The following is a 24,223-nucleotide window of genomic DNA, read 5'->3' on the forward strand; positions in this document are numbered from 1 at the left end:
GCTGCAGGTTAAAAACACAAACCCCGCCTTTTGAGCGGGGTTTGTTGTTTTTAACGCCTTACCACATCAGATCATCCGGGATCTGGTAGGCGGCGTATGGATCGTCCTCATCCGGAACCTGGCTTTCGGTGAGGATATTGAGCTGCACGATACGCTCCGGTGCGCGCTCCTGAATCTTCAGCGCCGCTTCACGCGGAATCACCTCGTAGCCGCCACCGTGGTGCACGATCGCCAGGGAACCGTTGCTCAGCTTGTTGCGCATCAGCGTGTTGACCGACAGGCGCTTGACCTTCTTGTCATCCACGAAGTTGTAGTAGTCCTCGGTGGTCAGCTTGGGCAGGCGCGAGGTCTCGATCAATTGTTTGACCTGGGCCGTGCGCGCCTTGGCCTCGGCTTTTTCCTGCTGTTGGCGGTTCAGTTCCTGGTCGCGCTTGACCTTTTCGGCGTGCGCTTCGGTGGCCAAACGCGCCTGGGTGTCATCGGCCTCGATCTGGCCTTTGTGGACCAGGCGCTGCTGTTTCTGTTTGTCTTTGCCGACCTGCTTGGCCTGCTTTTGGTTGACCAGACCTGCTTTGAGCAACTGGTCGCGAAGGGAAAGGCTCATGGTGCTTACTCATTTAGGCAACTGCTCAACCGCAGCTGGACACATTCTTTTCCTGGCGTTTGGCTTCGCCCCACAGGGCGTCCAACTCTTCGAGGGTGCAATCTTCTATGGGTTTGTGCGTGTCGCGCAATGCCTGTTCGATAAATCGGAAACGTCGTTCGAACTTGGCGTTGGCGCCACGCAGCGCGGTTTCCGGGTCGACCTTGAGGTGACGGGCCAGGTTAACCGCCGCAAACAGCAGGTCGCCGACTTCATCGGCGATGGCCACCGAGTCGTTATCGGCCATGGCTTCGAGCACTTCATCCAGCTCTTCACGCACGTTGTCGACCACCGGCAAGGCAGACGGCCAGTCAAAACCGACCTGGCTGGCGCGCTTTTGCAATTTGGCGGCGCGGGATAATGCGGGCAGGGCCGTGGGTACGTCATCGAGCAGCGACAGTTGCTCGGGTGCGTCGGATTTTTCTGCGCGCTCCTCGGCCTTGATCTGCTCCCAACGTTCCTTGACCTGTTCTTCGCTCAACTGGGGAATATCCAGCGGCGCATACAGGTCGCCAGTGGGGAACACGTGGGGATGGCGACGGATCAGCTTGCGCGTGATGCTGTCGATCACGCCGGCAAACTCAAAGCGCCCTTCTTCCCGCGCCAACTGGCTGTAATACACCACTTGGAACAACAGGTCGCCCAACTCGCCTTGCAGATGATCGAAGTCGCCGCGCTCGATGGCGTCGGCGACTTCGTAGGCTTCTTCAAGGGTGTGCGGCACGATGGTCGCGTAGGTTTGCTTGATGTCCCACGGGCACCCGTATTGAGGGTCGCGCAGGCGGTTCATCAGGTGCAGCAGGTCTTCAAGTGAATACATCGGTCAATCTCTGCCCATTTTCTGGAACCACTGAAGATCTAATGTGGGAGCTGGCTTGCCTGCGATAGCCTCGCCTCGGTCTGTCAAACAGACCGAGGTGCCTGCATCGCGGGCAAGCCCGACTCCCACACAAAGCAGTCCACACAGGTTTTCAAACCGTGTCATGGCGTGCGATTACGCCGGGTCTCAATGATGTTCGGCAACTGGGAAATCCGCCCCAGCAACCGCCCCAGCGCGTCCAACCCCGGGATCTCGATGGTCAGGGACATCAATGCGGTGTTGTCCTCTTTGTTCGAGCGGGTGTTGACCGCCAGCACGTTGATGCGCTCGTTGAGCAGCACTTGCGACACGTCACGCAGCAAACCGGAACGGTCGTAGGCACGGATGATGATATCCACCGGATACGTGAGCACCGGCACCGGGCCCCAGCTGACCTGGATGATGCGCTCGGGTTCGCGCCCGCCCAGTTGCAGCACCGAGGCGCAATCCTGGCGGTGAATGCTCACGCCACGCCCCTGGGTGATGTAGCCGACGATGGCATCGCCCGGCAATGGCTGGCAGCAACCGGCCATTTGCGTCATCAGGTTGCCCACGCCCTGGATCTGGATATCGCCACGCTTGCCGGGCTTGTAGCCGGTGGCTTTGCGTGGGATCAGTTCCAGCTGCTCGCTGCCGCGCTCCGGCTCTACCAGTTGCTGGGCCAGGTTGACCAATTGCGCCAGGCGCAAGTCGCCAGCACCGAGGGCGGCGAACATGTCTTCGGCGATCTTCATGTTGGCTTTTTCGGCCAGCTTGTCGAAGTCCACCTGCGGCAGGCCCAGACGCGCCAATTCGCGCTCAAGCAAGGTCTTGCCGGCTGCAACGTTCTGGTCGCGCGCCTGCAATTTGAACCAATGAACAATCTTCGCCCGTGCCCGCGACGTGGTGATGTAGCCCAGGTTCGGGTTCAGCCAGTCGCGGCTCGGCGTGCCGTGCTTGCTGGTGATGATCTCGACCTGTTCACCGGTTTGCAGGCTGTAGTTGAGCGGCACGATGCGCCCGTTGATCTTGGCGCCCCGGCAGTTGTGGCCGATTTCGGTGTGTACGCGATAGGCGAAGTCCAGCGGCGTGGCGCCCTTGGGCAAGTCGATGGCGTGGCCGTCGGGGGTGAAGATATAGACCCGGTCCGGTTCGATATCCACCCGCAGCTGTTCGGCCAGGCCGCCGATATCGCCCAGCTCTTCGTGCCATTCCAGCACTTGGCGCAGCCAGGAGATCTTCTCTTCGTACTGGTTGGACCCGGCCTTGACGTCGGTGCCCTTGTAACGCCAGTGCGCGCAAACCCCAAGCTCCGCCTCTTCGTGCATGGCGTGGGTGCGGATCTGCACTTCCAGCACCTTGCCCTCGGGGCCGATCACCGCAGTGTGCAGCGAGCGATAGCCGTTTTCCTTGGGGTTGGCGATGTAGTCGTCGAATTCCTTGGGAATGTGCCGCCACAGGGTGTGCACGATGCCCAGCGCGGTGTAGCAGTCGCGCATTTCCGGCACCAGCACGCGCACGGCGCGCACGTCGTAGATCTGGCTGAAGGCCAGGCCCTTGCGCTGCATTTTGCGCCAGATGGAATAGATATGCTTGGCGCGGCCGCTGATGTCGGCATCGACGCCGGTGGCCTGCAACTCGGAACGCAACTGGCCCATCACGTCGGTGATAAAGCGCTCACGGTCGAGCCGCCGCTCGTGCAGCAGCGTGGCAATCTGTTTGTATTGGTCGGGTTCGAGGTAGCGGAAGGACAAATCCTCCAGCTCCCACTTGATATGGCCGATGCCCAGGCGGTGCGCCAGCGGCGCGTAGATGTCGAACACCTCGCGGGCCACGCGGTTGCGCTTTTCGTCGTCGGCGGTCTTGACCGCACGGATCGCGCAGGTACGTTCGGCCAGCTTGATCAGCGCGACGCGCACGTCGTCGACCATGGCCACCAGCATTTTGCGCAGGTTTTCGACCTGGCCCTGGGTGCCCAGCACCATGGACTGGCGCGGGCTGAGGCTGGCGCTGATGGCGGCCATGCGCAGCACGCCGTCGATCAGCTTGGCCACCACCGCGCCGAAACGCTGGCTGACCGTCGGCAACGGGATATGCCCTTCACGCACGCCGCGATACAGCACGGCGGCGATCAGCGAATCCTGGTCGAGCTTGAGATCGGCGAGGATCTCGGCGATTTCCAACCCGGTGCGAAAGCTTGAAGTGCCTTCGGCCCACAGGTTCTTGGCCGCATTGTCTTGCTGTTCAGACTCACGAGCGAACTCGCAGGCTGCTTTCAAGGCTTCACGGTCCAGTGCCGGGTCGACACTGACGGCATGATCCAGCCATGCCTCGAGATTGATACTGCCGTCGGTGTTGATCGGCTGGTGTGCTCTCACCTGTACCATCTTGCTTACCTTCCCTACGACGCATCTTGGATGCGCCAAAAATCATCGCTGACCTGCTGCGTAACCCTAGCGGTGCAACCATTAGGCTAGGTACCACTCCCTGACAGGTCACGGCCCAGGAGACGACAGGCCAGTCGGATTAAACGGGCATCCTAGCCCGCTTCAAATAACGCCATGGCCTCGACATGCGCTGTTTGCGGAAACATGTCGAGGATCCCGGCACGTTTTAGCCGGTAGCCTTGCTTGACCAACTCAACCGTGTCCCGCGCCAGCGTGGCCGGGTTGCAGGACACATACACCAGACGCTTGGCCCCCAGGGTGGCGAGCTTGCGCACAACCTCCAGGGCACCGTCACGGGGTGGGTCCAAGAGTACCGCAGAAAAGCCCTGTTTGGCCCATTGCGCGTCGCTCAAAGGCTGGGACAGATCGGCCTGAAAAAACTGCACATTATGCAAATTGTTGCTGACGGCGTTCTGCGCCGCCCGCTCGACCATGGCTTGCACGCCTTCTACCGCCACCACTTCGCGCACCTGTCTGGCCAGCGGCAGGGCAAAGTTACCCAACCCGCAAAACAGGTCCAGCACCCGATCTTCGGGCTGTGGCGCCAGCCATTCCAGGGCCTGGGCAACCATCGCATCGTTGACGCCGGCGTTGACCTGGACAAAATCTCCCGGACGGTAGGCCAGTTCCAGATCCCACGCCGCCAGTCTAAAACCAAGCGCCTGACCCGGCTCTACCGGCTCCGGCTGGCCCTCGCCATGCAGCCACAACTGGGCTTGATGGAAGGTGCAAAATTCGTTCAATACCTGCAGGTCCGCTTCGGACAACGGCGCCATATGCCGCAGCAATACGGCAATCGACGAACCACTGAACAACTCCACATGCCCCAACGCCTGAGGCTTGCTCAGGCGACGCAGCATGTTCGGCAAACGCTGCATGATCGGTTGCAAGGCTTGTACCAGCACCGGGCAATCATCAATGGCGACGATATCCTGGCTGGCCACCGCGCGAAAACCCACCTCAAGCTGTTTGGCCCTGGCATCCCAGCGCACCGCCACACGGGCGCGGCGACGGTAGCCGAATTCCGGGCCACTCAAGGGTGCGGCCCACTCTTGCGGTTCGACACCGGCCACGCGGGACAGTTGCTCGGCGAGCATGCGCTGTTTCAGGGCAAGTTGTTCGTCATGGGGCAGGTGCTGCACGCTGCAACCGCCGCAGCGGCCGAAGTGCGCGCACGGTGCCGGGCGACGCAGCTCGCTGGCCTTGAACACACGCTCGGTGCGGGCCTCGACGATTTTGCCGTGGGCGCCCAACACCCGCGCTTCGACTTCTTCGCCGGCGAGCGCGCCATTGACGAACCAGGTGCGGCCCTCAAAAAACACAATGCCGCGGCCATCGTTGGCCAGACGCTCGATGGTCAGGCGTTGTTTCTTGCCCACCGGAATCTGCGGGGCGCGGCTGCCGCCCGTCGGCTGAAAGCGCAGGCCTCTCTCGTGCTTGGCCATCAGTTGGGTTCGTCGAAGATGCCGGTCGACAGGTAGCGGTCGCCTCGGTCACAGATGATCGCGACGATCACCGCGTTTTCAACTTCTTTCGACAAGCGCAACATCCCCGCCACAGCGCCACCGGAGGACACGCCGCAGAAGATGCCTTCTTCACGCGCCAGACGGCGGGTGGTGTCTTCGGCTTCACGCTGGGCCATGTCGATGATGCGGTCTACACGCGCCGCGTTGTAGATCTTCGGCAAGTACTCTTCAGGCCAACGACGGATACCGGGAATGGCCGCGCCTTCCATCGGTTGCAGGCCGACGATCTGGATCGCCGGGTTCTGCTCCTTGAGGTAGCGCGAATTGCCCATGATGGTGCCGGTGGTGCCCATGGAGCTGACGAAATGGGTGATGGAGCCGTTGGTCTGGCGCCAGATTTCCGGGCCGGTGCTGGTGTAATGCGCTTCGGGGTTATCGCCGTTGGCGAACTGGTCCAGCACCACGCCACGGCCTTCGGCGGCCATGCGCTCGGCGAGGTCGCGCGCACCTTCCATGCCCTCTTCCTGGGTGACCAGGATGAGTTGGGCGCCATAGGCGGTCATCGCCGCCTTGCGCTCGGCACTGCCGTTGTCGGGCATGATCAGCACCATCTTGTAACCCTTGATCGCCGCGGCCATGGCCAGGGCGATACCGGTGTTACCCGAGGTGGCTTCGATCAGCGTGTCACCGGGCTTGATCTGCCCGCGCAGCTCGGCGCGGGTGATCATCGACAACGCCGGGCGGTCCTTGACGGAACCGGCCGGGTTGTTGCCTTCGAGCTTGAGCAACAGGGTATTGCTGGTTTCACCCGCCATGCGTTGCAAGCGGACCAGGGGCGTATTGCCGACGCAATCGGCGATTGTAGGGTACTGCAAGGTCATGGCGTATTCGCAATCCAGACTGCGGGGGCGAACATCATACCGGGAAAGGCCGGCGGGCCATATCACGCAAAGTGTGGTGCTTATGGCTTAAAGGCATAAGCACAGGAATCAGTTGGCCAGGAAGCTGGCCCACTCTATCTGAGTCAATTGCTGAACCACTGTTCTTTTGGCTGCTCCCATCGGTACCTTTATTGCTCGCAAGGTAATTTCGAACCGATGCTCGTTGATGTCTCCATCGTTAACGTATCGATTCGCGCGCTCCATCCTACGGTAGTAATGACCGAGGGCCGCCTCAAAACGACTTGGGTATTTAAGCTCGAGAAAACTGATCCAATGCTCCTCATCTTTGAGCACGCCCGGCCAATCGATCTGATGCTCTTGCGCGATGATCAGGTTGCGCAACGTGTTCGGCGCAAATGGCCTGGGCAACACAGCAGGCACATCAAAACGCTGATGGAAAGGCAGGGGGAGCCCCAGGGTTTGAGCCAATGCCATCCGATAGTCAAAAACATGCCTGCATAGCTCCCGCATCGTCGGCCGCGAAAATTCGGAAAGCGCTCGCAAAACCTTTTCATAGATAGATGCGAGCCGGTGCCTGGCGCGATAGTAGTTAACAAGATCCGGCCCGGCACTGTGCTTCTTCTCGGCGAGCAGTTGTATCGGATGCATCTGCAGCTCTAAGTCATTAATGCACAACAGCAAGCCATCGATACCTCCCATTCGATCAGCCAAAGGCGCATCAAAGAGTACTTGGCGCAGCTCAACGTTATTCACAGCCGAATCAATGATGCCCCATACGCGCCGGGTGATATCGATGCGTAACTCTCTATGGCCAGGCTCGGTAAATGGCCGATAGGCGGAAATATTCCACAACACATTGAAGAAGCGGTCAGCCATTTGTTCGGCACTCAGCGACGACCAGGTGTTTCGTCGCTGAGGGAACTCACTGTAGGGCAACGGTGGCAGCCATCGGTCAATAAAGGGTTTCGGCAGCGGGTGATCTGCCGACAGACCGAAGTCCACATGGTAATAACCCGGTCGTAGCCGATAACTGGTCAGCAGCTCATACGTGTCCTGGGAAAGATCGTTGCCCCTCACGTCTAATGCACGATGAACATTTTCATTCACATAAAGATCGTGCTCACCCAACTCTCTGAGCTGGTTATCTATCACGTCGAACACTCGCAAACTGCGTAACGTCACCGCGCCTGAAGGCAACTGGGTGAGGCCGGAGTGTCTCAACTTGAGTACTTCCAGATTTTTCAAGGGGTAGAGCTTTAAAGGAGACCCTTGCGCTAAAGGGTTACCGGAGAGATCGAGCTTGATCAAGCGAGTCAACCCGGCCAACGCCATCACGTCCTGAAGATTGGGTTTAATGCGGTTATTAGCCAAGTTGAGCAGTGAAAGGTTTGGCAGCTCATCCAAGCCCGAAGGTAGATGCTCAAGCTTGTTACCATCGAGCGTTAGCCAACGAAGATCGGGAAACCCTCTGAAAAAATTCGCAGGCATCCCTGTCAACTGGTTACCTTTTAAACTCAGTATTTTCACCCCCCTAAAATAAGCGGACATCAGCGGCAAGTCTTCGAGTGCCAGCTCTTCCAGATTCAGCTCGAATGACACGCCACGCGTAGAATCCTCTTTACGCCAGCAACTGCGAATTCGCTCAGCGGCTTCGCTGCGGGCGGCCTTCTGCTCCACCTGCTCGTCTTGGGCAGTCCAACGGTCCAGTACCCCATCCAAAGCCTCCCAATCATCGAACAGTGAGTTAATCACCTGATCACGGTCGCCCAAGGGGCCCGCCAAGTTATTAATTATTTCAAACACCTCTTTGTCGTCTTTACGAGGAAACAACACACGCACACGCAAAACCTGCGCGTGATCCTCCGCCCCCAGATCTTCACCACCGCTAAGTGGATAACCAATCCGGCCGTCAGCGACACGTCGCGGCGGGTTGTACCAAGGGCGCTGCCCTATTCCGAGCAGGGTATCGGCGAACTCCCATTTGCGTTCCAGTCGATGGCCAATCTCCTGAATCAATTCTTCGAATCCGCCCGCATGGGTATAGCCCACTGCCTGACGTTCAATGGTCGGCAGCGCACCTAACAGAACTTCCAGAAAAACACCGGGCCGCCCTAACGCCTTCCGGTCGCCATCCGGTTGGGGCGTGTATGCCTGGTATTGCCCATCCAAAGACTCCAGCTCACGCGTAAGTGTCCCGTCGGCGGGGCCGATGCTATCGATCAACCGCCCCCGTTCCCTCACTTCGACCCGCAAGTGTTTCGGCCATCCGTCAATATCCGGCAATGTATGCAGGATCAACTTGGAGCTGTTGTCACTGGTTGCCGCCGACAGATGCACGCCCTCTAAAGCCCTGGTTTTTTGCAAGTAATCGATCCACCAACGTACCGCTGGCGTAAGTGTCAAAGGCACGCGACCAGCCTCCAGGCTCGCTTGCTCTGTGGCGGTGGCATCCCGCACCAGATCCTCGGCGATGGCTGCCGTCAAGCTGGGAAAATCACGCTGCAGCACCTGCGCCAAAGGCTCGGACGACTGCTCACTCTTATGACACAACGCCTTGAAAAAAAGCCGCTCCATCTGTGGCTTGTCCTCGCCCACCCTGGATTCCAGCAGCGCGACTTGATCGGCACGAGACGCCCCCGTCACGCCGGCCAATGCGTCGGCAGCCTCAGGCCCGACCTCACCGAGCAGCTCATCGTAAAAGTCCCGCCCGACCTCCACACCCGATTTGACCCGCTGATGAATCGTGAAGCGCTCAACCGTCTCGCGCAGGATGGCCGGGGGGCGCTCGTTACGCACATGCACGCGGCGCAGGATGGCCGGCGTCACGCCACTGATGTGCTGGATCTGCACAATGGCATCCGGCGTCAATTCACGCACCCAGGGCCCTAGACGCTGAAACGGTTTCTGCCCGTCCCAGGTCAGCGGGTTCTCCCACTCATGCCGCCAGGCGCCCTCGCCGTTGTGAGTCAGCACCGGCGCATAGGCGAGCTCCAGGGACGGGTGCTGAATACGCCAGGGGCCAAGCCCCCGCTCCTGGGCGACATTGAAATACTCACCTTCGATAAACAGGTAGCGATCGGCACCCAGGCTGTAGAGGCCGAGCGCGTCAGGCTCGGGCACAATATTTGACGTTTCGACCACGCTGGCGTATCGCCCGATCTCACGGCGTGACGGATAAAACCTGCCATCGGGCCTAAGGTTGTTGAGCAAGGTCCGCGCCACTGCGTGACGGAATTGAGAGGCGGCGCTCTGCGCGTCCCACTTCAACCGTAGCAGGTCGTGTTCAGAGATTTGGCTCACGACCGTTTGGTATAAATCATCGGTTTCGGTCGCCCTTGGGCTGGGCGATTGAGCGTCAAACAGTGAGAACTGTCCGCGCCCGTGGTCGATCACGACAATGGTTTTGTCCAGCGGTCCTCGCGAAACATAAGGTATCGCTTGCGCTTGAGGGCTGACGACCACTACCTGGCCGGTCAGGTCACGCAGTGCCCCGGCGGCAAACTCCGTGGCCCAGTCCTGAGTTTTTTGACTGAAGCGCCGAGGATGGAGTACGCCGTCAACCATGGCTTCTGCGCGTGCCCTCTGACGGGCAGAGCGTAGCGCGGTGTAAAGCGCTTGGGGTTGAAATTGCGAGTGCAGGAGTTGTGTCTGCTGATGTTCCGACAACGGGTGTTGGCGCAGCACCTCCAGCAAGCGTGCCCGGCTCAACAGCGGGTGCAATGTGTGTAACTGCTCGATCACCGCGTGCGCAGGGTTATGGTCGGCAACACTGTCAGGCAGTAATCGAAGCACTGCCTGAGACACGGTCGGGGCCGTAGCGCGACTGGCATTGGCATATTCCGTGAGTGCCTCAAACAGATCAATTCGCAACGCGTCGGCCCTGCCGGCCAGTTGTTCGGCCAACGTCGACTCGCCCGATAAAAAAACCTCGGGGAGCAAATCGACAATGGCCTGAGGCAAACTCAGGGTAATCCGCCGTGGCGTTGAATGAGCAAACAGATCGCCTTCCAACGCGGTTACCGTGACCACCGCCGTGGTCTTATGGTCCGCACGTTTGCTGTAGCGCCGCACTTCCACACCTTGCGGATTTTGAATGCTCAAGGCGGTGTTTTTCGGCCAATCCTTATGCTGGGTGAGCAGCGGAGCGAGAATCTCAACGGCCCCCATTGCCTCGGGACGTTTGGCGTCGGCCCCCTCGGCTGCCCAGTCGATCAGTTGGTCGATGTTAAACCGATGCACTGCCTCAACCAGCGATGCCGAGGGCGGTGCTCCCTCCCAGACCTGATCCAGGTCGGCTCTCGAGCTGTTGCTGAGGGTGACGATCCGCTCGAGCTTTTGTGGCGGCACGTCTGTAGCGCCCAGCATTTTTTCCAGCAGTTGGCCGTCAGTCTGGCTCTCGCGCTCGGCGGCCGTCAGCGGTTTGCTTTGCTGGGCCAGCCGCTCATACAACGCTTGATGCCGGCGCCTGACAGTCGGGGCCAAACGTGCGTGCAGGAACCTGCTGCTGAGCAGGTCAGCGACATCCATCGCCGCTTGCACCAAGTCGCCACGGCCATCCTTGTGCAGCCCCTGGAAAAGGGTCTGCCCTATTGAAGTGAACATGGCGAACGCTCTCAACCGCCCCAGACCTTTCAAAGGCCCTGGCACCGGGATCAACAGCAGGCTGATGATTTCACCGAACAGCGTCTGGGAAAACTCAAGCAAGGTGGCCATGATGCCCGGCGTTTCATGCGCCAATACCTTGAGGTTGGCTCGACAACGCTCGATGTAAAAACGATAGAGGCTGACTGTGGGTGCGTTGTAAACGCTCTCGGGCTTGTAGCCGATGTGGTCGACCTGAGTAAGCTCGCTTGCACGCCCGAACAACCGGTACAAGAACCGGGCAAAGGCATCTAGCCCCTCCGGCATGCGTTCTTTGGCTGACCTGGCGCTCAAGCGCGCATAGTCCGGCAGCGACATGGACTGATACAACCACCCCATTTCTTTACGCGTATGGAGCGCCTTGAAGCCGACGTAAAACTCTTTGGACGCCTCCGAAAATTTGTCGTAGTGCCTGAGGGCGCCACCCGGCCGGTCGGGGAAATAGCTGAACACACCTTTGCAGTCTTTGACCGAAAAAGTCACATAAGGAATGCTCAGGTAGTCGCCTCTTGGCAGGTCGGTGTAGACGCCGAGCAGGCCATAGCGTTCGGTCCCATTGGTATTGTCCGGGCCATGGGGAATGAACATTTTCACTTCCTGGGTAACCCCCCAAAGCGACTCGTCTGACAACGCACTCACCACAGCCTGGTATTTTTCCCGGTCAACGCGGCTTCGGTCGGTGTTCCTCAAGGCCTCTATCAGCGCGAATTCAAGCTCTGCGGTTGCCAGCGCCATTACCTGCGCGCCCAATCGTGTGGAGCTCTGCAGCGCACTATCCAGGCGCTTGCGCAACAGGGTGCCAAGATCGAGGTCGCGCACCAAGTCGATAAAATCCGCCGCGCTGATGCCGACATTCGAATCCAGGTAGCTGGCCTCCTCTAGGCTGACATGCCCCGGAAACCCCCATCCCGACAAACCGCTGTAGTTCATGCACGCGGCCTCCCACAGCGTGACGCCGGACAGCCCCGGGCTGTCTACGCGGTCATCCGCAGCGCGGGGAACCCTCAGGGCCGGGTCGTTCGGCGTCGATGTATCAGCCGGTTTCACGTAACGGGTATGGATACGGGCGACCTTGGGATCGACCTCTTTACCGGCGAGTTTTTTCAGCGCTGCCGTCAGCGTCGACAACGAGGTGGCTTCAAGCTCGGCACCGAGTTGATCAATGGCCGCTTCGAAAGTGCTTTGTGCGCGGATGCAGGCCTTTTGCAAACGGACGTAGTCTTGTTGCTGTTGCACATCGAGGCAGCCGTAAAAGCGCTCGAGGGTCTTGCGCAAAGGCATCAGGACGCGCGTCATGGACCACTCGGCGCCAGACATCAGCGGCCCTTGCGCTTGTTGTTCCTCGATATACGCAGATAACGTATCCGGGGCTGGGGGTGTCACGTCAGGCTCTGTCATTTTTCCCCTCGGGGAGTGTGATAAATGACGAGCCTATTCAACGGCGCTTACGCCGGGCGGTAGCTATGTAGCCTCTACGTGATTACGCTGGTAGACCGCCTCCCCCATCGCCGCAATCTGACCTTCGATCAATGCGTCGAAAGGCTTGAGCAACGCATCGAATGAAGTCGGGGCTTCGAGTACCTGCAGTGCTTGCACGATCGCTTCCACCGTCGACAACGCGCCCGGGCCGGGTGCCTTGCGCAACCGATAACGCGAGACGCGTTCGCCCGCCAGGGTCACGCGCGGCAAAGCCGCCAACAGCGGGTTGAGGTGCAGCAGCTTGCGCGCCTTGCGCCAAGTGCCATCGGGCACCACCAGTAACAGCGGTTGATCGCTCGGCGTGTAGGTTTGCAACGGCTCGGCATCGTCCGCCGGGAACAGCAGGCGTGCCTGATAACCCGGCGGGCTCAATAGCGTGGCCAGGTCGTCAAACACCTCGCCCACCACCAACTGCGCATTGTTCAAGCCCAACGCCGCCAGGCGCGCGGTATTGAGCGCGTGATTGACCTCACTCGGGTGCTGCAACAGCAAGATGCGGGTGCGGCTGTCGAGGCTGGGGATCAGCGCGCACAGACAGTGAGTGGCGGGCCTGAGGCAGCGAGGGCATTGGGGTCTGGACATGGTTTATCAGGCCTGGTTGAGCTGCGCTTTGAGCAGATCGCGGAAAGTCTGGATCAGCGGTTCGCGGCTGCGGCCTCGGCGCATGATCATCGAGAACGGCGCCTGGTAGCCGAAGGTTGCCGGCAGCAAGACGCGCAGGTCGCCCTTGTCGGCCCAGGCCTGGGCGTAGTGCTCGGGCAGGTAACCGATGTAGGCACCGGACAGCACCAGGATCAACTGGGCTTCCATACTTTCCACGGTGGCCGCACTGTGTTTGAAACCATGCCGCGCCAGTTCGGCCTGGCTCCAATAGCCTCGGCCGACCATACGCTGCTGGGTGATCACCTGCTCGGGGATGCGCCGTTCGTTGAACAACGGGTGCCGTGTGCTGCAATACAGCCAGTGCTGTTCACGGTACAGCGGCATGTAGATCAGCCCGCTCATGCGGTTGGAGAACGCGCCGATGGCCAGGTCCAGGCGGTTGTCCTGCACGCCCAGTTGCAGCTCGTAAGGGCTCATCACCGACAGATGCAGGTGCACGGCCGGGTGTTCAAGGCTGTAGGCGCCGATCACTTCGGCGAACGGCAAGGCCTTGTCGCTGACGGTGGAGTCCAGCACGCCCAGCTTGAGGGTGCCGCGCAGTTCGCCTTTGAGGGCGGCGGCGTATTGTTCGAAGCCTTCGAGCTCACCTAAAAGACGCAAGGTTTCCTGATGGAACAGCTCGCCTTTGCTGGTCAGGCTGAACCCGCCCCGGCCGCGATGGCACAGCACCAGGCCCAGGGCCGATTCGAGTTGGCTCATGTAGGTGCTGATGGCCGACGTCGACAGGTTGAGTTCGTGCTGGGCATTGGCAAAACCCTGGTGCCGCACGACGCTGACGAAGATGCGCAGGAGTTTCAGGTCGGGCAAGGCGTTGGCCATTTGTTCTCCGCGGAACACCAAAATCCTGTGGGAGCTGGCTTGCCTGCGATAGCAACCGTAAATCCAACGCCGCCATCGCAGGCAAGCCAGCTCCCACATTTGAACCGAGTTTAACCCAAGCATTAGTTTAGAAAAATCTGAACTAAGTATTTGCCTCTGCCGATTCTTCCCGCCACCGGCTTTTCGCAGAATCGGCCCCTAATAAACAAAACAACGATGAGGCACTCCCGTGGACAAGATTTTTCACCAACCACTGGGCGGCAACGAAATGCCGCGCTTCGCCGGCATCGCCACCATGATGCGACTTCCCCACCTGCAAACGGCCAAGGGCCTGGACGCCGCTTTTGTCGGCGTGCCGCTGGATATCGGCACCTCGCTGCGCGCCGGCACCCGCTTCGGGCCGCGTGAAATCCGCGCCGAATCGGTGATGATCCGCCCTTACAACATGGCCACCGGCGCCGCACCGTTCGACTCGCTGTCGGTTGCCGACATCGGCGACGTGGCGATCAACACCTTCAACCTGCTCGACGCCGTGCGCATCATCGAAGAAGCCTACGACGAGATCCTTGAGCACGACGTAATTCCGATGACCCTGGGCGGCGACCACACCATCACCCTGCCGATCCTGCGCGCTATCCACAAAAAGCACGGCAAGGTCGGGCTGGTGCATATCGATGCCCACGCTGACGTCAACGACCATATGTTCGGTGAGAAAATCGCCCACGGCACCACCTTCCGCCGCGCCGTGGAAGAAGGCCTGCTCGATTGCGACCGCGTCGTACAGATTGGCCTGCGCGCCCAGGGCTACACCGCCGAAGACTTCAACTGGAGCCGCAAACAGGGCTTCCGTGTGGTCCAGGCCGAAGAGTGCTGGCACCACTCCCTCGCGCCGCTGATGGCCGAAGTGCGTGAAAAAGTCGGCGGCGGCCCGGTGTATTTGAGCTTTGATATCGACGGCATCGACCCGGCCTGGGCGCCCGGCACCGGCACCCCGGAAATCGGCGGGCTGACCACCATCCAGGCGATCGAGATCATCCGTGGCTGCCAGGGCCTCGACCTGGTTGGTTGCGATCTGGTAGAAGTTTCGCCGCCTTACGACACCACCGGCAACACCTCGCTGCTCGGCGCCAACCTGCTGTACGAGATGCTCTGCGTACTGCCCGGCGTGGCGCACCGCTGATGAGCGCCCATGAGGTATTGAAAGCCGCCGCCGACCTGGTGGCGGCCTTCGCCGCGAATGACCGCGAGGCTTACTTCGACGCGTTCACCGCCGATGCCAGCTTCGTGTTCTACACCCTGCCCCAGCCACTGCTCAATCGCGATGCCTACCAGGCGTTGTGGGACAGCTGGCGCGCGGACGAGGGGTTTGAGGTGCTGTCCTGCAGCTCAAGCAATGCCGTGGTCAGCCTGCTGGGCGACGTGGCGATATTTATTCATGACGTGGCCACCGAGCTGCGCATGAACGGGGAGCAATTTTTTAGCCAGGAGCGCGAGACCATTGTCTTCAAACGGCAAGCGTCTCACCTAGAACAACAAGGCCTGTGGCTGGCCTGTCACGAACATTTGTCCGCTATGCCGGAAGGGCTGCCGCCCCCTTAGCCAATGTGATCGGAGCTGATCATGAATAATAAAAACAACCAAAACAGTATTCGCAAAATAGAAACCAACGGGGTCGAACAGATCCCGGACCACGAACGTACCGCCGGGCCCAGGGATCTGTTTCGCCTGATCTTCGGCGGTGCCAATACCTTTGCCACCGCCGTGCTGGGCTCGTTTCCGGTGTTGTTCGGCTTGTCGTTCCAGGCCGGCGTCTGGGCGATTGTGCTGGGGGTGCTGGTGGGCGCGCTGATCCTGGCGCCCATGGGCCTGTTCGGGCCGATCAATGGCACCAACAACGCCGTGTCTTCCGGTGCGCACTTTGGTGTGCATGGGCGCATTGTCGGCTCGTTTCTGTCGCTGCTGACGGCGATTGCCTTCTTCTCACTGTCGGTGTGGAGTTCGGGTGACGCGCTGGTCGGTGGTGCGAAACGTCTGATTGGCCTGCCGGAAACCGACCTGACGCTGGGCTTGGCTTACGGCCTGTTTGCCCTGCTGGTACTGACCGTGTGCATCTACGGCTTTCGCTTCATGCTGTGGGTCAATCGCATTGCGGTGTGGGCGGCGAGCCTGCTGTTTCTGCTGGGCATCTTCGCGTTCGCGCCAGCGTTCGACAGCCACTTCGCCGGCACCGTCGCCATGGGCCAGGCTGGTTTCTGGGCGGCCTTCATCGGCTCGGCGCTGGTGGCCATGAGCAACCCGATTTCCTTCGGCGCGTTCCTGGGTGACTGGTCGCGCTACATCCCGCGTGAAACGCCGAAAATGCGCATCATGCTGGCGGTGGTGCTGGCGCAGATCGCCACCTTGATCCCATTCCTGTTCGGCCTGGCCACCGCGACCATCGTGGCGATCAAGGCGCCGGACTACATCGCGGCCAACAACTACGTCGGCGGCTTGCTGGCCGTATCACCGAGCTGGTTCTTCCTGCCGGTGTGCCTGATTGCGGTGATCGGCGGCATATCCACCGGCACCACCTCGCTGTATGGCACCGGGCTGGACATGTCCAGCGTGTTCCCGCGCTTGCTGTCGCGGGTCAAGGCCACGTTGCTGATCGGGGTGATGTCGATTGCCTTCATCTTTATCGGACGTTTCGCCGCCAACCTGGTGCAAAGCGTGTCGACCTTCGCTGTGCTGATCATCACCTGCACCACGCCGTGGATGGTGATGATGATCATCGGCCTGATCGTGCGCCGCGGCTTCTACTGCCCGGACGACTTGCAGGTGTTCACCCGCGGTGAAACCGGCGGGCGCTACTGGTTCAGCCACGGCTGGAACTGGCGCGGCCTGGGCGCCTGGATCCCGAGCGCAGTGGTGGGCCTGTGCTTCGTCAACCTGCCGGGGCAATTTGTCGGGCCGCTGGGCAACCTGGCCGAAGGCATCGATATCAGCCTGCCAGTGACCCTGGGGCTGGCGTCGGTGGTGTACCTGAGCTTGCTGCGTGTGTTCCCGGAACCGGCTTCGGTTTATGGCCCGGCCGACCCTCGCAGCCGGCGCACGGATTCGCACGTTAACCCGGCGCTGCAACAAGCCGCCTGATCGCCCATAAAAACCATAATCGGAGACTCGCCGTCATGGCTTTGGATTTATTCGTCGTACTCATCTACGCCGCCGGCATGCTCGTGCTCGGCTATTACGGCATGCGTCGCGCCAAGACCCACGAAGACTATTTGGTGGCCGGTCGTAACCTGGGCCCGTCGCTGTACATGGGCACCATGGCCGCCACGGTATTGGGCGGTGCATCCACCGTCGGCACCGTGCGCCTGGGGTATGTGCATGGCATTTCCGGCTTCTGGCTGTGCGCCGCACTGGGCGCGGGGATCATCGCGCTGAACCTGTTCCTGGCCAAGCCGCTGCTCAAGTTGAAGATTTTCACAGTCACCCAGGTGCTGGAAAAACGCTACAACCCCATGGCCCGCCAAGCGAGTGCGGTGATCATGCTGGCCTACGCGCTGATGATCGGCGTGACTTCGATCCTGGCCATCGGCACCGTGCTGCAAGTACTGTTCGGCCTGCCGTTCTGGGTGTCGGTGCTGCTCGGCGGTGGCGTGGTGGTGGTGTACTCAACCATCGGCGGCATGTGGTCGCTGACCCTGACCGACATCGTGCAATTCGTGATCAAGACCGTCGGCCTGATGTTTATCCTGCTGCCGATCTGCCTGTACCGCGTCGGCGGCTGGGATCAACTGGTGGCGAAGCTGCCGGCGTCGAACTTCAGCTTCACCGAAATCGGCTGGGACACGATCATCACCTACTTCATGATCTACTTCTTCGGCATCCTGATCGGCCAGGACATTTGGCAACGCGTGTTCACCGCCCGTGACGAAAAGGTCGCTCAGTACGCAGGCACGTTCGCCGGTTTCTACTGCATCCTCTACGGCCTGGCCTGTGCCCTGATCGGCATGGCCGCGCATGTGCTGCTGCCGAACCTGGACAACGTCAACAACGCCTTCGCCGCCATCGTCAAAGCCTCGCTGCCCGACGGCATTCGCGGCCTGGTGATCGCCGCCGCACTGGCCGCGATGATGTCCACCGCCAGCGCCGGCCTGCTCGCCGCGTCCACTGTATTGACCGAAGACCTGCTGCCACGCCTGCGCGGCGGCAAGCAATCGAGCCTGAACATCAACCGTCTGTTTACGATGCTGACCGGTATCGCCGTGCTGGGTATCGCGCTGGTGGTCAACGACGTGATCAGCGCCCTGACCCTGGCCTACAACCTGTTGGTGGGCGGCATGCTGATCCCGCTGATGGGCGCGATTTTCTGGAAACGCGCCACCACCTCCGGCGCCATTGCTTCCATGACCTTGGGCTTTGTGACGGCGCTGGTGTTTATGTTCAAGGACGGCCTGGACGCGAACACGCCGATCTACTACAGCCTGGCGATTGGGCTGGTGAGTTTTGTGTTGGTGAGCTTGTTGTCGCGCCGGCCAGAGGCTTCGGTAGCTCGGGCCATTTGACAGGTAACGGGATTTAAAGCGGTTTCTTCAGCGGGCGCGACGTCGGATGTCGCGCCCGTTTTTTTGCCTTGCACAAAACAACTGTGGGAGCGGGCTTGCCCGCGATAGCGGTGTGTCAGTCAAGTTTTATCGACTGATACACCGCTATCGCGGGCAAGCCCGCTCCCACATTCTAAAATCTGTTGCTACCTGAGCTTAGCGGCGACGCGGACGACGCTGCTCGTCATCCGTGCGAATCGGTATCGGCTGCAGTGGCGGTTCAATCAGGCCCAGCGCAACGCCGAGGTCGTGGAGCCAGTTTTGAATTTTCTCTTTCATGGTTGCCCCCTTTGAGGGTAATGCGGCTAGGCGGGAGTTCTGTCGCCTTTTCCTACAGTGATAGTAGCTCTAAGTCTTACGTAATGCTTGAACGAAACCACAACGAACTATTACAGGATTGATCCGAATCCTGACGGATCGTTCAAGCAATCGCGCGCGTGTCTTGCAGGAAATCGGCCTTGCCCTCTTGTTGCAGATCGATCCATGCATTGAGGTTAGCGCCGAGCATGCCCTTGCGCCACATCAACCAGGTGGTGGCAGTGGCAAAAGGCCCGGTCAACGGATGAACGGACACGCTGTCCTTGCCTGGCAGGCTGTCAAGCATCGATTCTGACATCAATGCCACGCCGGAACCGGCGATCACGCAGGCGAGCATGCCTTGGTAAGACTCGATCTCGATGGCACGCCCCATGGCCACACGCTCGTGGGAAAACCAGGTTTCCAGGCGCGCGCGGTAGGCGCAGCTGCGTCGGAAGGTGAACACCGAACGGCCGGCGACATCCTGGGGGCCACGCACGGGCGGGTGATCCGCCTCGCAAATGATCACCAGACGCTCTTCGCACAGGGGCACGCCGTCCAGCGTCGCGATCGTTATCGGGCCATCCACAAAGGCCGCGTCCAGACGCCCGGTGATCAAACCCTCTAGCAACTCGCCGCTGGGCGCCGATTGCACCTGGAGGTTCACCATCGGATACGCCTTGTGATAGCGCGCCAGCAACTTGGGCAAATGCACTGCGGCCGTGCTGTACATGCTGCCCAGCACAAAATCGCCCGCCGGTTGCCCTCCCTGCACCGCACCGTGGGCTTCATCATGCAGCGCCAGCAGACGGGTGCTGTAGTCCAGCAGCACTTTGCCCGCAGGAGAAAGCTGCAAACGCTGGCGCTCACGCACGAACAGCTCGACGCCAAGTTGCTCCTCCATTTGCTTGAGCCTGGTGGACAAGTTCGAGGGCACTCGATGCAGGCGCTCAGCCGCGCGGGTGATGGAGCCCTCTTCCGCCACGGCCTGGAAGATGCGCAATTGACTGAACTCCATAACTTTCTCCAAAACTGAACAAGTCACTCACTATTATTCATTTTTACAGAAAGTCAATCCGCTTTAGCCTACAGGTCATTCGCTTCCCCGTAGGAAACCCGCCTATGTCACCGCTGATTCGCTTAACCGCCAGCTTTATCGCCCTGATGATGGCCATGGGCATTGGGCGCTTCGCCCTCACCCCGCAGATGCCGCATTTGCTCAGCGAGGGGCAGATTGACCTGACCGGCGCCGGCCTGATTGCCGCCGCCAACTACCTGGGCTATTTCGTCGGCGCGGTGGACTCGATCTTCGCCCGCAGCCATCACCATATAAAAGGGCGTTTGTATGGCGGGCTGTGGCTGTGCGTGCTGCTGACCCTGGGGTCGTACTGGGCGCATGGGTTCTGGCCGCATTTGCTGCTGCGCTTTGGCACCGGCGTGGCGAGCGCCTGGGCGCTGGTGATGATCACCAGTCTGAGCCAGCCGCTGGCGATTGCTACCGGGCGTCCACGTTTGGGGGCATTGGTGTTTGCCGGGCCGGGCTTGGGGATTCTGCTGACCGGGTTGCTGGCACTGGGCTCCAATCTCCTGGGCGAAGACTCTGCGACCTTGTGGCTGGTCTATGGCGTGGTGGCATTGATGATGTTGCTGGCCATCCTGCCCTTTTTACCGAAACCGACCGCCGCGGTGGCCCATGCCACCCGCGCGGGCAGCAACGCCAGCATCGCGCACCTGTGCTGGATCTACTTCTTGTACGGCCTGGGCTACATTATCCCTGCAACCTTCTTGTCGCAGATGGCCAGCGCGCAGTTCAAAGGCGCCTGGCAAGCCGACCTGTTCTGGCCGTGCTTTGGCTTGTCGGCGGCGCTGGGTGTGGTGGTCGCGAGCCTGCGTCGCAAGGACCCGAACACCACCCGCCGCTGGCTGATGACGACCTTGTGGCTGCAAGCGGTCGGGGTATTCGCCTGCCTGCTGGGCAATGGCTGGGGCCTGGCGCTGGGTGTGTTGCTGTGTGGTGCGCCGTTCCTGGCGTGCATGCAACTGGTGATGGCGCGTTTGCGCGAGGTGGCACCCCACGGCTACCAGCGCAGCACCGGGCTGCTCACCGCCAGTTTTGCTATTGGCCAATTGTGCGGCCCATTACTGGCCTCGGTGAGCAGCCACGTGAGCGGTGGCCTGCAACCGGCCTTGATCATTGCCGGTTGCGGCTTGGTGGTGGCAGGTGCGGTGTTGATCAACCGGCAACCAGCGACGTTGGCGCACGAACCTGCTCACGCCGTGCCAGTGCCAGGAAAAACAGCCCTCCCAGGAAACACCCGGTGAACCAGGCGAAATTGGCCATGCCCTGCAACGCGGGCGTGAAGGTGATCGCGACGCCCACCAGCGTCGCCGGCACCAAGGCTTTGACAGCGGTCCAGTTCACGCCGCCATCGTAGTAATAACGGCCGTTCGGGCTGTCGTCGAACAAGGCGTCCACGTCGATTTTCTGCTTTTTGATCAGGTAGAAATCCACGATCAAAATCCCGAACAGCGGCCCGATAAACGCGGCGAGGATATCCAGGGTGTAGTGGATCATCAGCGGGTTGTTGAACAGGTTCCACGGCGTGATAAAGATCGAGGCCACGGCGGCGATCATCCCGCCGGCGCGCCAACTGATCTTGCTCGGCGCGACGTTGGCGAAATCAAACGCCGGTGACACGAAGTTGGCGACAATGTTGATGCCGATTGTGGCGGTCACAAAGGCAAAGGCGCCGAGCAGCACGGCCATGCTGTTGTCGATGCGTGAAACCGTGGCGATGGGGTCATGCAACATTTCGCCAAACACCGGCAAGGTGCCCGAAACGATCACGACAGTCACCAGCGAGAACGCCAGGAAGTTAACCGGCAGCCCCCAGAAATTGCCGCGTCGCACGTCGTGCATGCTGCGGCAGTAGCGGCTGAAATCACCGAAATTGAGCGTAGGCCCGGAGAAGTACGACACCACCAGCGCCGTCGCCACAATCACTTGGCCAAACGCCTGCCAGCCCGACAGGGATTTTTCCGCCAGGGTGAAACTGATATTCGCCCAACCCGCCTTCCATACGATCCAGCCGGCCAGGGCAAACATCACCGCATAGACCACTGGCCCCGCCCAGTCGATAAAGCGGCGGATGGATTCCATGCCGGCCCAGAATACGGCTGCCTGCAGCGTCCATAAGCTGAGGAAACCAAACCAGCCCAGGTAGGACAGGCCCGCAAAATGCGGCTCTGCATACACCGCCATCTGCGGGAAAAAGCGCAGCACTACGATAATCAAGGCACTCGACGCCAGGTACGTCTGGATGCCGTACCAGGCCACGGCGATCAAACCACGAATCACCGCCGGAATATTCGCCCCGAACACGCCAAATGCCAGCCGGCAGATGACCGGGTATGGCACCGCCGCTTGCTGGCTCGGCTTGGCCACCAGGTTGGCAATCAGCTGCACGATGCAAATGCCGGCGAGCAAGGCGATCAACACCTGCCAACTGGCCAGCCCAAGGGCAAACAGGCTGGCGGCGAACACGTAGCCGCCGACGCTGTGCACGTCGCTCATCCAGAAGGCGAAAATGTTGTACCAGGTCCACTTTTGCGGCAGCGGCCCGAGGTCCTGGTTGTACAGGCGCGGGCTGTAGCCTTTGGGCAATTGTTCGGTCATCGCTTGGCTCCTCGAAATACCGGCCTGCGCTGCCGTAACGGTGTGCATACGGGAGGCGGCATGGTTTGTATACGAGGCATTCAGCAGAATGCGTGCCAATGGCACACAATCTCTCTAAAACGGTGTTGCAAAGGGGTTTGTGAGGGCCTATAGGCGGGGGTTGTGCTCAGCAACGGTGCAGGTTAATCCTGTACACAATCAACGCTGCACCCGATGTGCACACAGATAGCCGACACTGCAGCAGACCGCCGTGAGGAAGGTGCCCCAGGCCATGTCCATCAGTGCCAACCCGGCTGACCAGCCTTGCAGCGTGGCCCAGTTGCTCAGGTCATAGGTGCCGTAGGCCACCAGGCCGAGCAGAGCGCCAAGGCGTGCTGCTCGTTGCCAACTGGCGCTTTGCAGGACCACGAACACCACGCAACCGAGCGCATACAGCAGATAAAACAGCACGGCGGGCAGCCAGCGGGGCTGATCAAGCATCAGCGCGCCGAGCAGGGATTTGTAGGTCGGGCCCATGAAGACGCCGAGCCAGAGGCCGTCGAGCACCAGAAACGCGAGTAAGGTGCCGAGGTAAGCGAAGCATAGTTTGCGGGTCATGGTTGCAGCCTCTGTAGGCGCCGAGCGGCACCTACAGAAGAGCAAAACGCGATCAGCTTAGTTCAATGCGATCGGCGTGAATCACAATCTGGCCCTGCTTGTAGAGCGCACCAATGGCCTTCTTGAAGTTGCCTTTGCTGACACCGAACAAATTACTGATCACCGCCGGGTCGCTCTTGTCGCTGACCGGCAGGCTGCCGTTGTTTTCACGCAACTTGGCGAGGATCTTCGAGTTGAGGCTGGAGGCCGCTTCCTGGCCGACCGGCTGCAGGCTCAGGCTGATGTTGCCATCGGCGCGGATCTCTTTGATAAAGCCTTTCTCTTCCTTGCCCGGGCGCAGGAACTTGAACACTTCGTTCTTGTGGATCAGGCCCCAGTGCTTGTTGTTGATGATCGCCTTGAAACCCATGTCGGTGGCTTCGGCCACCAGCAGGTCGACTTCCTGGCCCACCTGGTAGTTGGCAGGCGTCTTATCCAGGTAGCGGTCAAGTCGCGCGGTGGCGGTGATGCGTTTGGTGTGCTTGTCGAGGTAGACGTGCACCACGCAGTATTCACCGGCGGTCAACTGGCGTTTTTCTTCCGAATACGGCAGCAACAGGTCTTTTGGCAAACCCCAGTCGAGGAATACGCCGATGCTGTTGACTTCGACGACTTTCAAACTGGCGAATTCGCCGACTTGAACTTTCGGCTTTTCAGTCGTCGCGATAAGTTTGTCATCGCTGTCCAGATAAATGAAAACGTTAAGCCAGTCTTCATCTTCACTGGGAATATCTTTGGGGATATACCGATTAGGCAAGAGGATTTCGCCATCTTGCGCACCATCCAGGTACAAACCAAAGTTAGTGTGTTTAACCACTTGCAAGCTGTTGTAGCGCCCGACTAAAGCCATTTCCAGATACCTTCGTTACGTGGGCGGCATTCTACCCGAGTTGGGCCCGCCACGCGCGTGCGCCTGAAAAATCGCGGGCCAACGTGGCCTGGTAATGGCACCGCCCCGCTCGTCTGATCAATCGATCGAATTTTGCCGGTGGCCAGCAGCCGAGCAAACCCTGTGGTTTCGAGTTAAAACAGTAAGTTAGCGGTTTATTTAAAGGTCGAACTTTGGCCAATTACAGCGGCTCGCGTAATTCCCATGGGATATTTGCCAAGCAATTGTCAAGTATTTC

At 60.2% G+C, this 24,223-nt stretch carries 18 protein-coding genes; 5 read left to right on the top strand and 13 right to left on the bottom strand.

Going from position 1 to position 24,223, the window contains the following annotated elements; all coding sequences use genetic code 11:
- Positions 1 to 58: 58 nt before the first annotated feature.
- From ASE80_RS26100 to ASE80_RS26135, 8 genes are all read right to left on the bottom strand, one after another.
- Positions 59 to 604, bottom strand: a complete 546-nt coding sequence (locus tag ASE80_RS26100; RefSeq protein ID WP_056861471.1) for a DUF2058 domain-containing protein — start codon at positions 602 to 604, stop codon at positions 59 to 61.
- Positions 605 to 629: 25 nt separating this feature from the next.
- The gene (mazG, locus tag ASE80_RS26105) at positions 630 to 1,463 is read right to left on the bottom strand and encodes a nucleoside triphosphate pyrophosphohydrolase (RefSeq protein ID WP_056861472.1); all 834 of its coding nucleotides are present in this window, start codon (positions 1,461 to 1,463) and stop codon (positions 630 to 632) included.
- 161 nt (positions 1,464 to 1,624) lie between these two features.
- Complete coding sequence (gene relA, locus ASE80_RS26110) at positions 1,625 to 3,868, bottom strand: GTP diphosphokinase (protein ID WP_017134872.1); 2,244 nt, start codon at positions 3,866 to 3,868, stop codon at positions 1,625 to 1,627.
- A 152-nt stretch (positions 3,869 to 4,020) separates the two neighbouring features.
- A complete protein-coding gene (gene rlmD / locus ASE80_RS26115; protein ID WP_056861473.1) occupies positions 4,021 to 5,373 on the bottom strand; it encodes a 23S rRNA (uracil(1939)-C(5))-methyltransferase RlmD in 1,353 nt (450 codons plus the stop codon).
- A complete protein-coding gene (gene cysM / locus ASE80_RS26120; protein ID WP_056861474.1) occupies positions 5,373 to 6,275 on the bottom strand; it encodes a cysteine synthase CysM in 903 nt (300 codons plus the stop codon). The genes rlmD and cysM overlap by 1 nt, the downstream gene beginning before the upstream one ends.
- A 108-nt stretch (positions 6,276 to 6,383) precedes the next feature.
- Complete coding sequence (locus ASE80_RS26125; protein WP_056861475.1) at positions 6,384 to 12,335, bottom strand: dermonecrotic toxin domain-containing protein; 5,952 nt, start codon at positions 12,333 to 12,335, stop codon at positions 6,384 to 6,386.
- 63 nt (positions 12,336 to 12,398) lie between these two features.
- Positions 12,399 to 12,998, bottom strand: coding sequence for a tRNA-uridine aminocarboxypropyltransferase (locus ASE80_RS26130; protein WP_056861476.1), 600 nt, complete (start codon positions 12,996 to 12,998; stop codon positions 12,399 to 12,401).
- A 6-nt stretch (positions 12,999 to 13,004) separates the two neighbouring features.
- Positions 13,005 to 13,898, bottom strand: coding sequence for a LysR family transcriptional regulator (locus tag ASE80_RS26135; RefSeq protein ID WP_017134867.1), 894 nt, complete (start codon positions 13,896 to 13,898; stop codon positions 13,005 to 13,007).
- Positions 13,899 to 14,127: 229 nt separating this feature from the next.
- Between ASE80_RS26135 and speB the strand changes: the two genes are divergently transcribed.
- The 4 genes from speB to ASE80_RS26155 are packed head-to-tail and all read left to right on the top strand — an operon-like array spanning position 14,128 to position 18,448.
- Positions 14,128 to 15,078: an agmatinase gene (speB, locus tag ASE80_RS26140; protein WP_056861477.1), complete on the top strand. Its 951-nt coding sequence runs from the start codon at positions 14,128 to 14,130 to the stop codon at positions 15,076 to 15,078.
- Positions 15,078 to 15,497 (top strand): YybH family protein, encoded by a 420-nt coding sequence (locus ASE80_RS26145; protein WP_056861478.1) that lies wholly within the window; start codon positions 15,078 to 15,080, stop codon positions 15,495 to 15,497. Before speB ends, ASE80_RS26145 begins: the two co-directional genes overlap by 1 nt.
- A gap of 21 nt (positions 15,498 to 15,518) precedes the next feature.
- Positions 15,519 to 17,030: a purine-cytosine permease family protein gene (locus ASE80_RS26150; protein WP_056861479.1), complete on the top strand. Its 1,512-nt coding sequence runs from the start codon at positions 15,519 to 15,521 to the stop codon at positions 17,028 to 17,030.
- Between the two features lie 35 nt (positions 17,031 to 17,065).
- Entirely contained in the window at positions 17,066 to 18,448 is a 1,383-nt protein-coding gene (locus ASE80_RS26155) for a sodium:solute symporter (protein WP_056861480.1), read from the top strand.
- 195 nt (positions 18,449 to 18,643) lie between these two features.
- Here the strand turns inward: ASE80_RS26155 and ASE80_RS31625 are convergent, their stop codons facing one another.
- The gene (locus tag ASE80_RS31625; RefSeq protein WP_017134862.1) at positions 18,644 to 18,766 is read right to left on the bottom strand and encodes a PA1414 family protein; all 123 of its coding nucleotides are present in this window, start codon (positions 18,764 to 18,766) and stop codon (positions 18,644 to 18,646) included.
- A gap of 142 nt (positions 18,767 to 18,908) precedes the next feature.
- Positions 18,909 to 19,802 (bottom strand): putrescine utilization regulator PtrR, encoded by an 894-nt coding sequence (gene ptrR / locus ASE80_RS26160; protein ID WP_056861481.1) that lies wholly within the window; start codon positions 19,800 to 19,802, stop codon positions 18,909 to 18,911.
- Between the two features lie 104 nt (positions 19,803 to 19,906).
- Between ptrR and ASE80_RS26165 the strand changes: the two genes are divergently transcribed.
- Entirely contained in the window at positions 19,907 to 21,106 is a 1,200-nt protein-coding gene (locus ASE80_RS26165) for an MFS transporter (protein ID WP_056861482.1), read from the top strand.
- On the opposite strand, the gene ASE80_RS26170 is transcribed toward ASE80_RS26165, so the two are convergent.
- The 3 genes from ASE80_RS26170 to ASE80_RS26180 form a co-directional block, all read right to left on the bottom strand.
- Positions 21,018 to 22,460: an NCS1 family nucleobase:cation symporter-1 gene (locus tag ASE80_RS26170; protein ID WP_056861483.1), complete on the bottom strand. Its 1,443-nt coding sequence runs from the start codon at positions 22,458 to 22,460 to the stop codon at positions 21,018 to 21,020. The two genes, ASE80_RS26165 and ASE80_RS26170, sit on opposite strands and share 89 nt — an antisense overlap.
- A 198-nt stretch (positions 22,461 to 22,658) precedes the next feature.
- Complete coding sequence (locus ASE80_RS26175; RefSeq protein ID WP_056861484.1) at positions 22,659 to 23,057, bottom strand: DUF2177 family protein; 399 nt, start codon at positions 23,055 to 23,057, stop codon at positions 22,659 to 22,661.
- Positions 23,058 to 23,109: 52 nt separating this feature from the next.
- Positions 23,110 to 23,946, bottom strand: coding sequence for a CvfB family protein (locus ASE80_RS26180; protein ID WP_028617391.1), 837 nt, complete (start codon positions 23,944 to 23,946; stop codon positions 23,110 to 23,112).
- Positions 23,947 to 24,223 lie beyond the last annotated feature (277 nt).

Origin of the sequence: Pseudomonas sp. Leaf15 (assembly GCF_001421425.1) — a bacterium.
Lineage (GTDB): Bacteria > Pseudomonadota > Gammaproteobacteria > Pseudomonadales > Pseudomonadaceae > Aquipseudomonas > Aquipseudomonas salomonii.

What these genes read in the sequence shown, in the direction of transcription:
- ASE80_RS26100 (WP_056861471.1), bottom strand. Translation starts at nt 604, where the DNA reads ATGAGCCTTTCCCTTCGCGACCAGTTGCTCAAAGCAGGTCTGGTCAAC.
- mazG (WP_056861472.1), bottom strand. Translation starts at nt 1,463, where the DNA reads ATGTATTCACTTGAAGACCTGCTGCACCTGATGAACCGCCTGCGCGAC.
- relA (WP_017134872.1), bottom strand. Translation starts at nt 3,868, where the DNA reads ATGGTACAGGTGAGAGCACACCAGCCGATCAACACCGACGGCAGTATC.
- rlmD (WP_056861473.1), bottom strand. Translation starts at nt 5,373, where the DNA reads ATGGCCAAGCACGAGAGAGGCCTGCGCTTTCAGCCGACGGGCGGCAGC.
- cysM (WP_056861474.1), bottom strand. Translation starts at nt 6,275, where the DNA reads ATGACCTTGCAGTACCCTACAATCGCCGATTGCGTCGGCAATACGCCC.
- ASE80_RS26125 (WP_056861475.1), bottom strand. Translation starts at nt 12,335, where the DNA reads ATGACAGAGCCTGACGTGACACCCCCAGCCCCGGATACGTTATCTGCG.
- ASE80_RS26130 (WP_056861476.1), bottom strand. Translation starts at nt 12,998, where the DNA reads ATGTCCAGACCCCAATGCCCTCGCTGCCTCAGGCCCGCCACTCACTGT.
- ASE80_RS26135 (WP_017134867.1), bottom strand. Translation starts at nt 13,898, where the DNA reads ATGGCCAACGCCTTGCCCGACCTGAAACTCCTGCGCATCTTCGTCAGC.
- ASE80_RS26145 (WP_056861478.1), top strand. Translation starts at nt 15,078, where the DNA reads ATGAGCGCCCATGAGGTATTGAAAGCCGCCGCCGACCTGGTGGCGGCC.
- ASE80_RS26150 (WP_056861479.1), top strand. Translation starts at nt 15,519, where the DNA reads ATGAATAATAAAAACAACCAAAACAGTATTCGCAAAATAGAAACCAAC.
- ASE80_RS26155 (WP_056861480.1), top strand. Translation starts at nt 17,066, where the DNA reads ATGGCTTTGGATTTATTCGTCGTACTCATCTACGCCGCCGGCATGCTC.
- ASE80_RS31625 (WP_017134862.1), bottom strand. Translation starts at nt 18,766, where the DNA reads ATGAAAGAGAAAATTCAAAACTGGCTCCACGACCTCGGCGTTGCGCTG.
- ptrR (WP_056861481.1), bottom strand. Translation starts at nt 19,802, where the DNA reads ATGGAGTTCAGTCAATTGCGCATCTTCCAGGCCGTGGCGGAAGAGGGC.
- ASE80_RS26165 (WP_056861482.1), top strand. Translation starts at nt 19,907, where the DNA reads ATGTCACCGCTGATTCGCTTAACCGCCAGCTTTATCGCCCTGATGATG.
- ASE80_RS26170 (WP_056861483.1), bottom strand. Translation starts at nt 22,460, where the DNA reads ATGACCGAACAATTGCCCAAAGGCTACAGCCCGCGCCTGTACAACCAG.
- ASE80_RS26175 (WP_056861484.1), bottom strand. Translation starts at nt 23,057, where the DNA reads ATGACCCGCAAACTATGCTTCGCTTACCTCGGCACCTTACTCGCGTTT.
- ASE80_RS26180 (WP_028617391.1), bottom strand. Translation starts at nt 23,946, where the DNA reads ATGGCTTTAGTCGGGCGCTACAACAGCTTGCAAGTGGTTAAACACACT.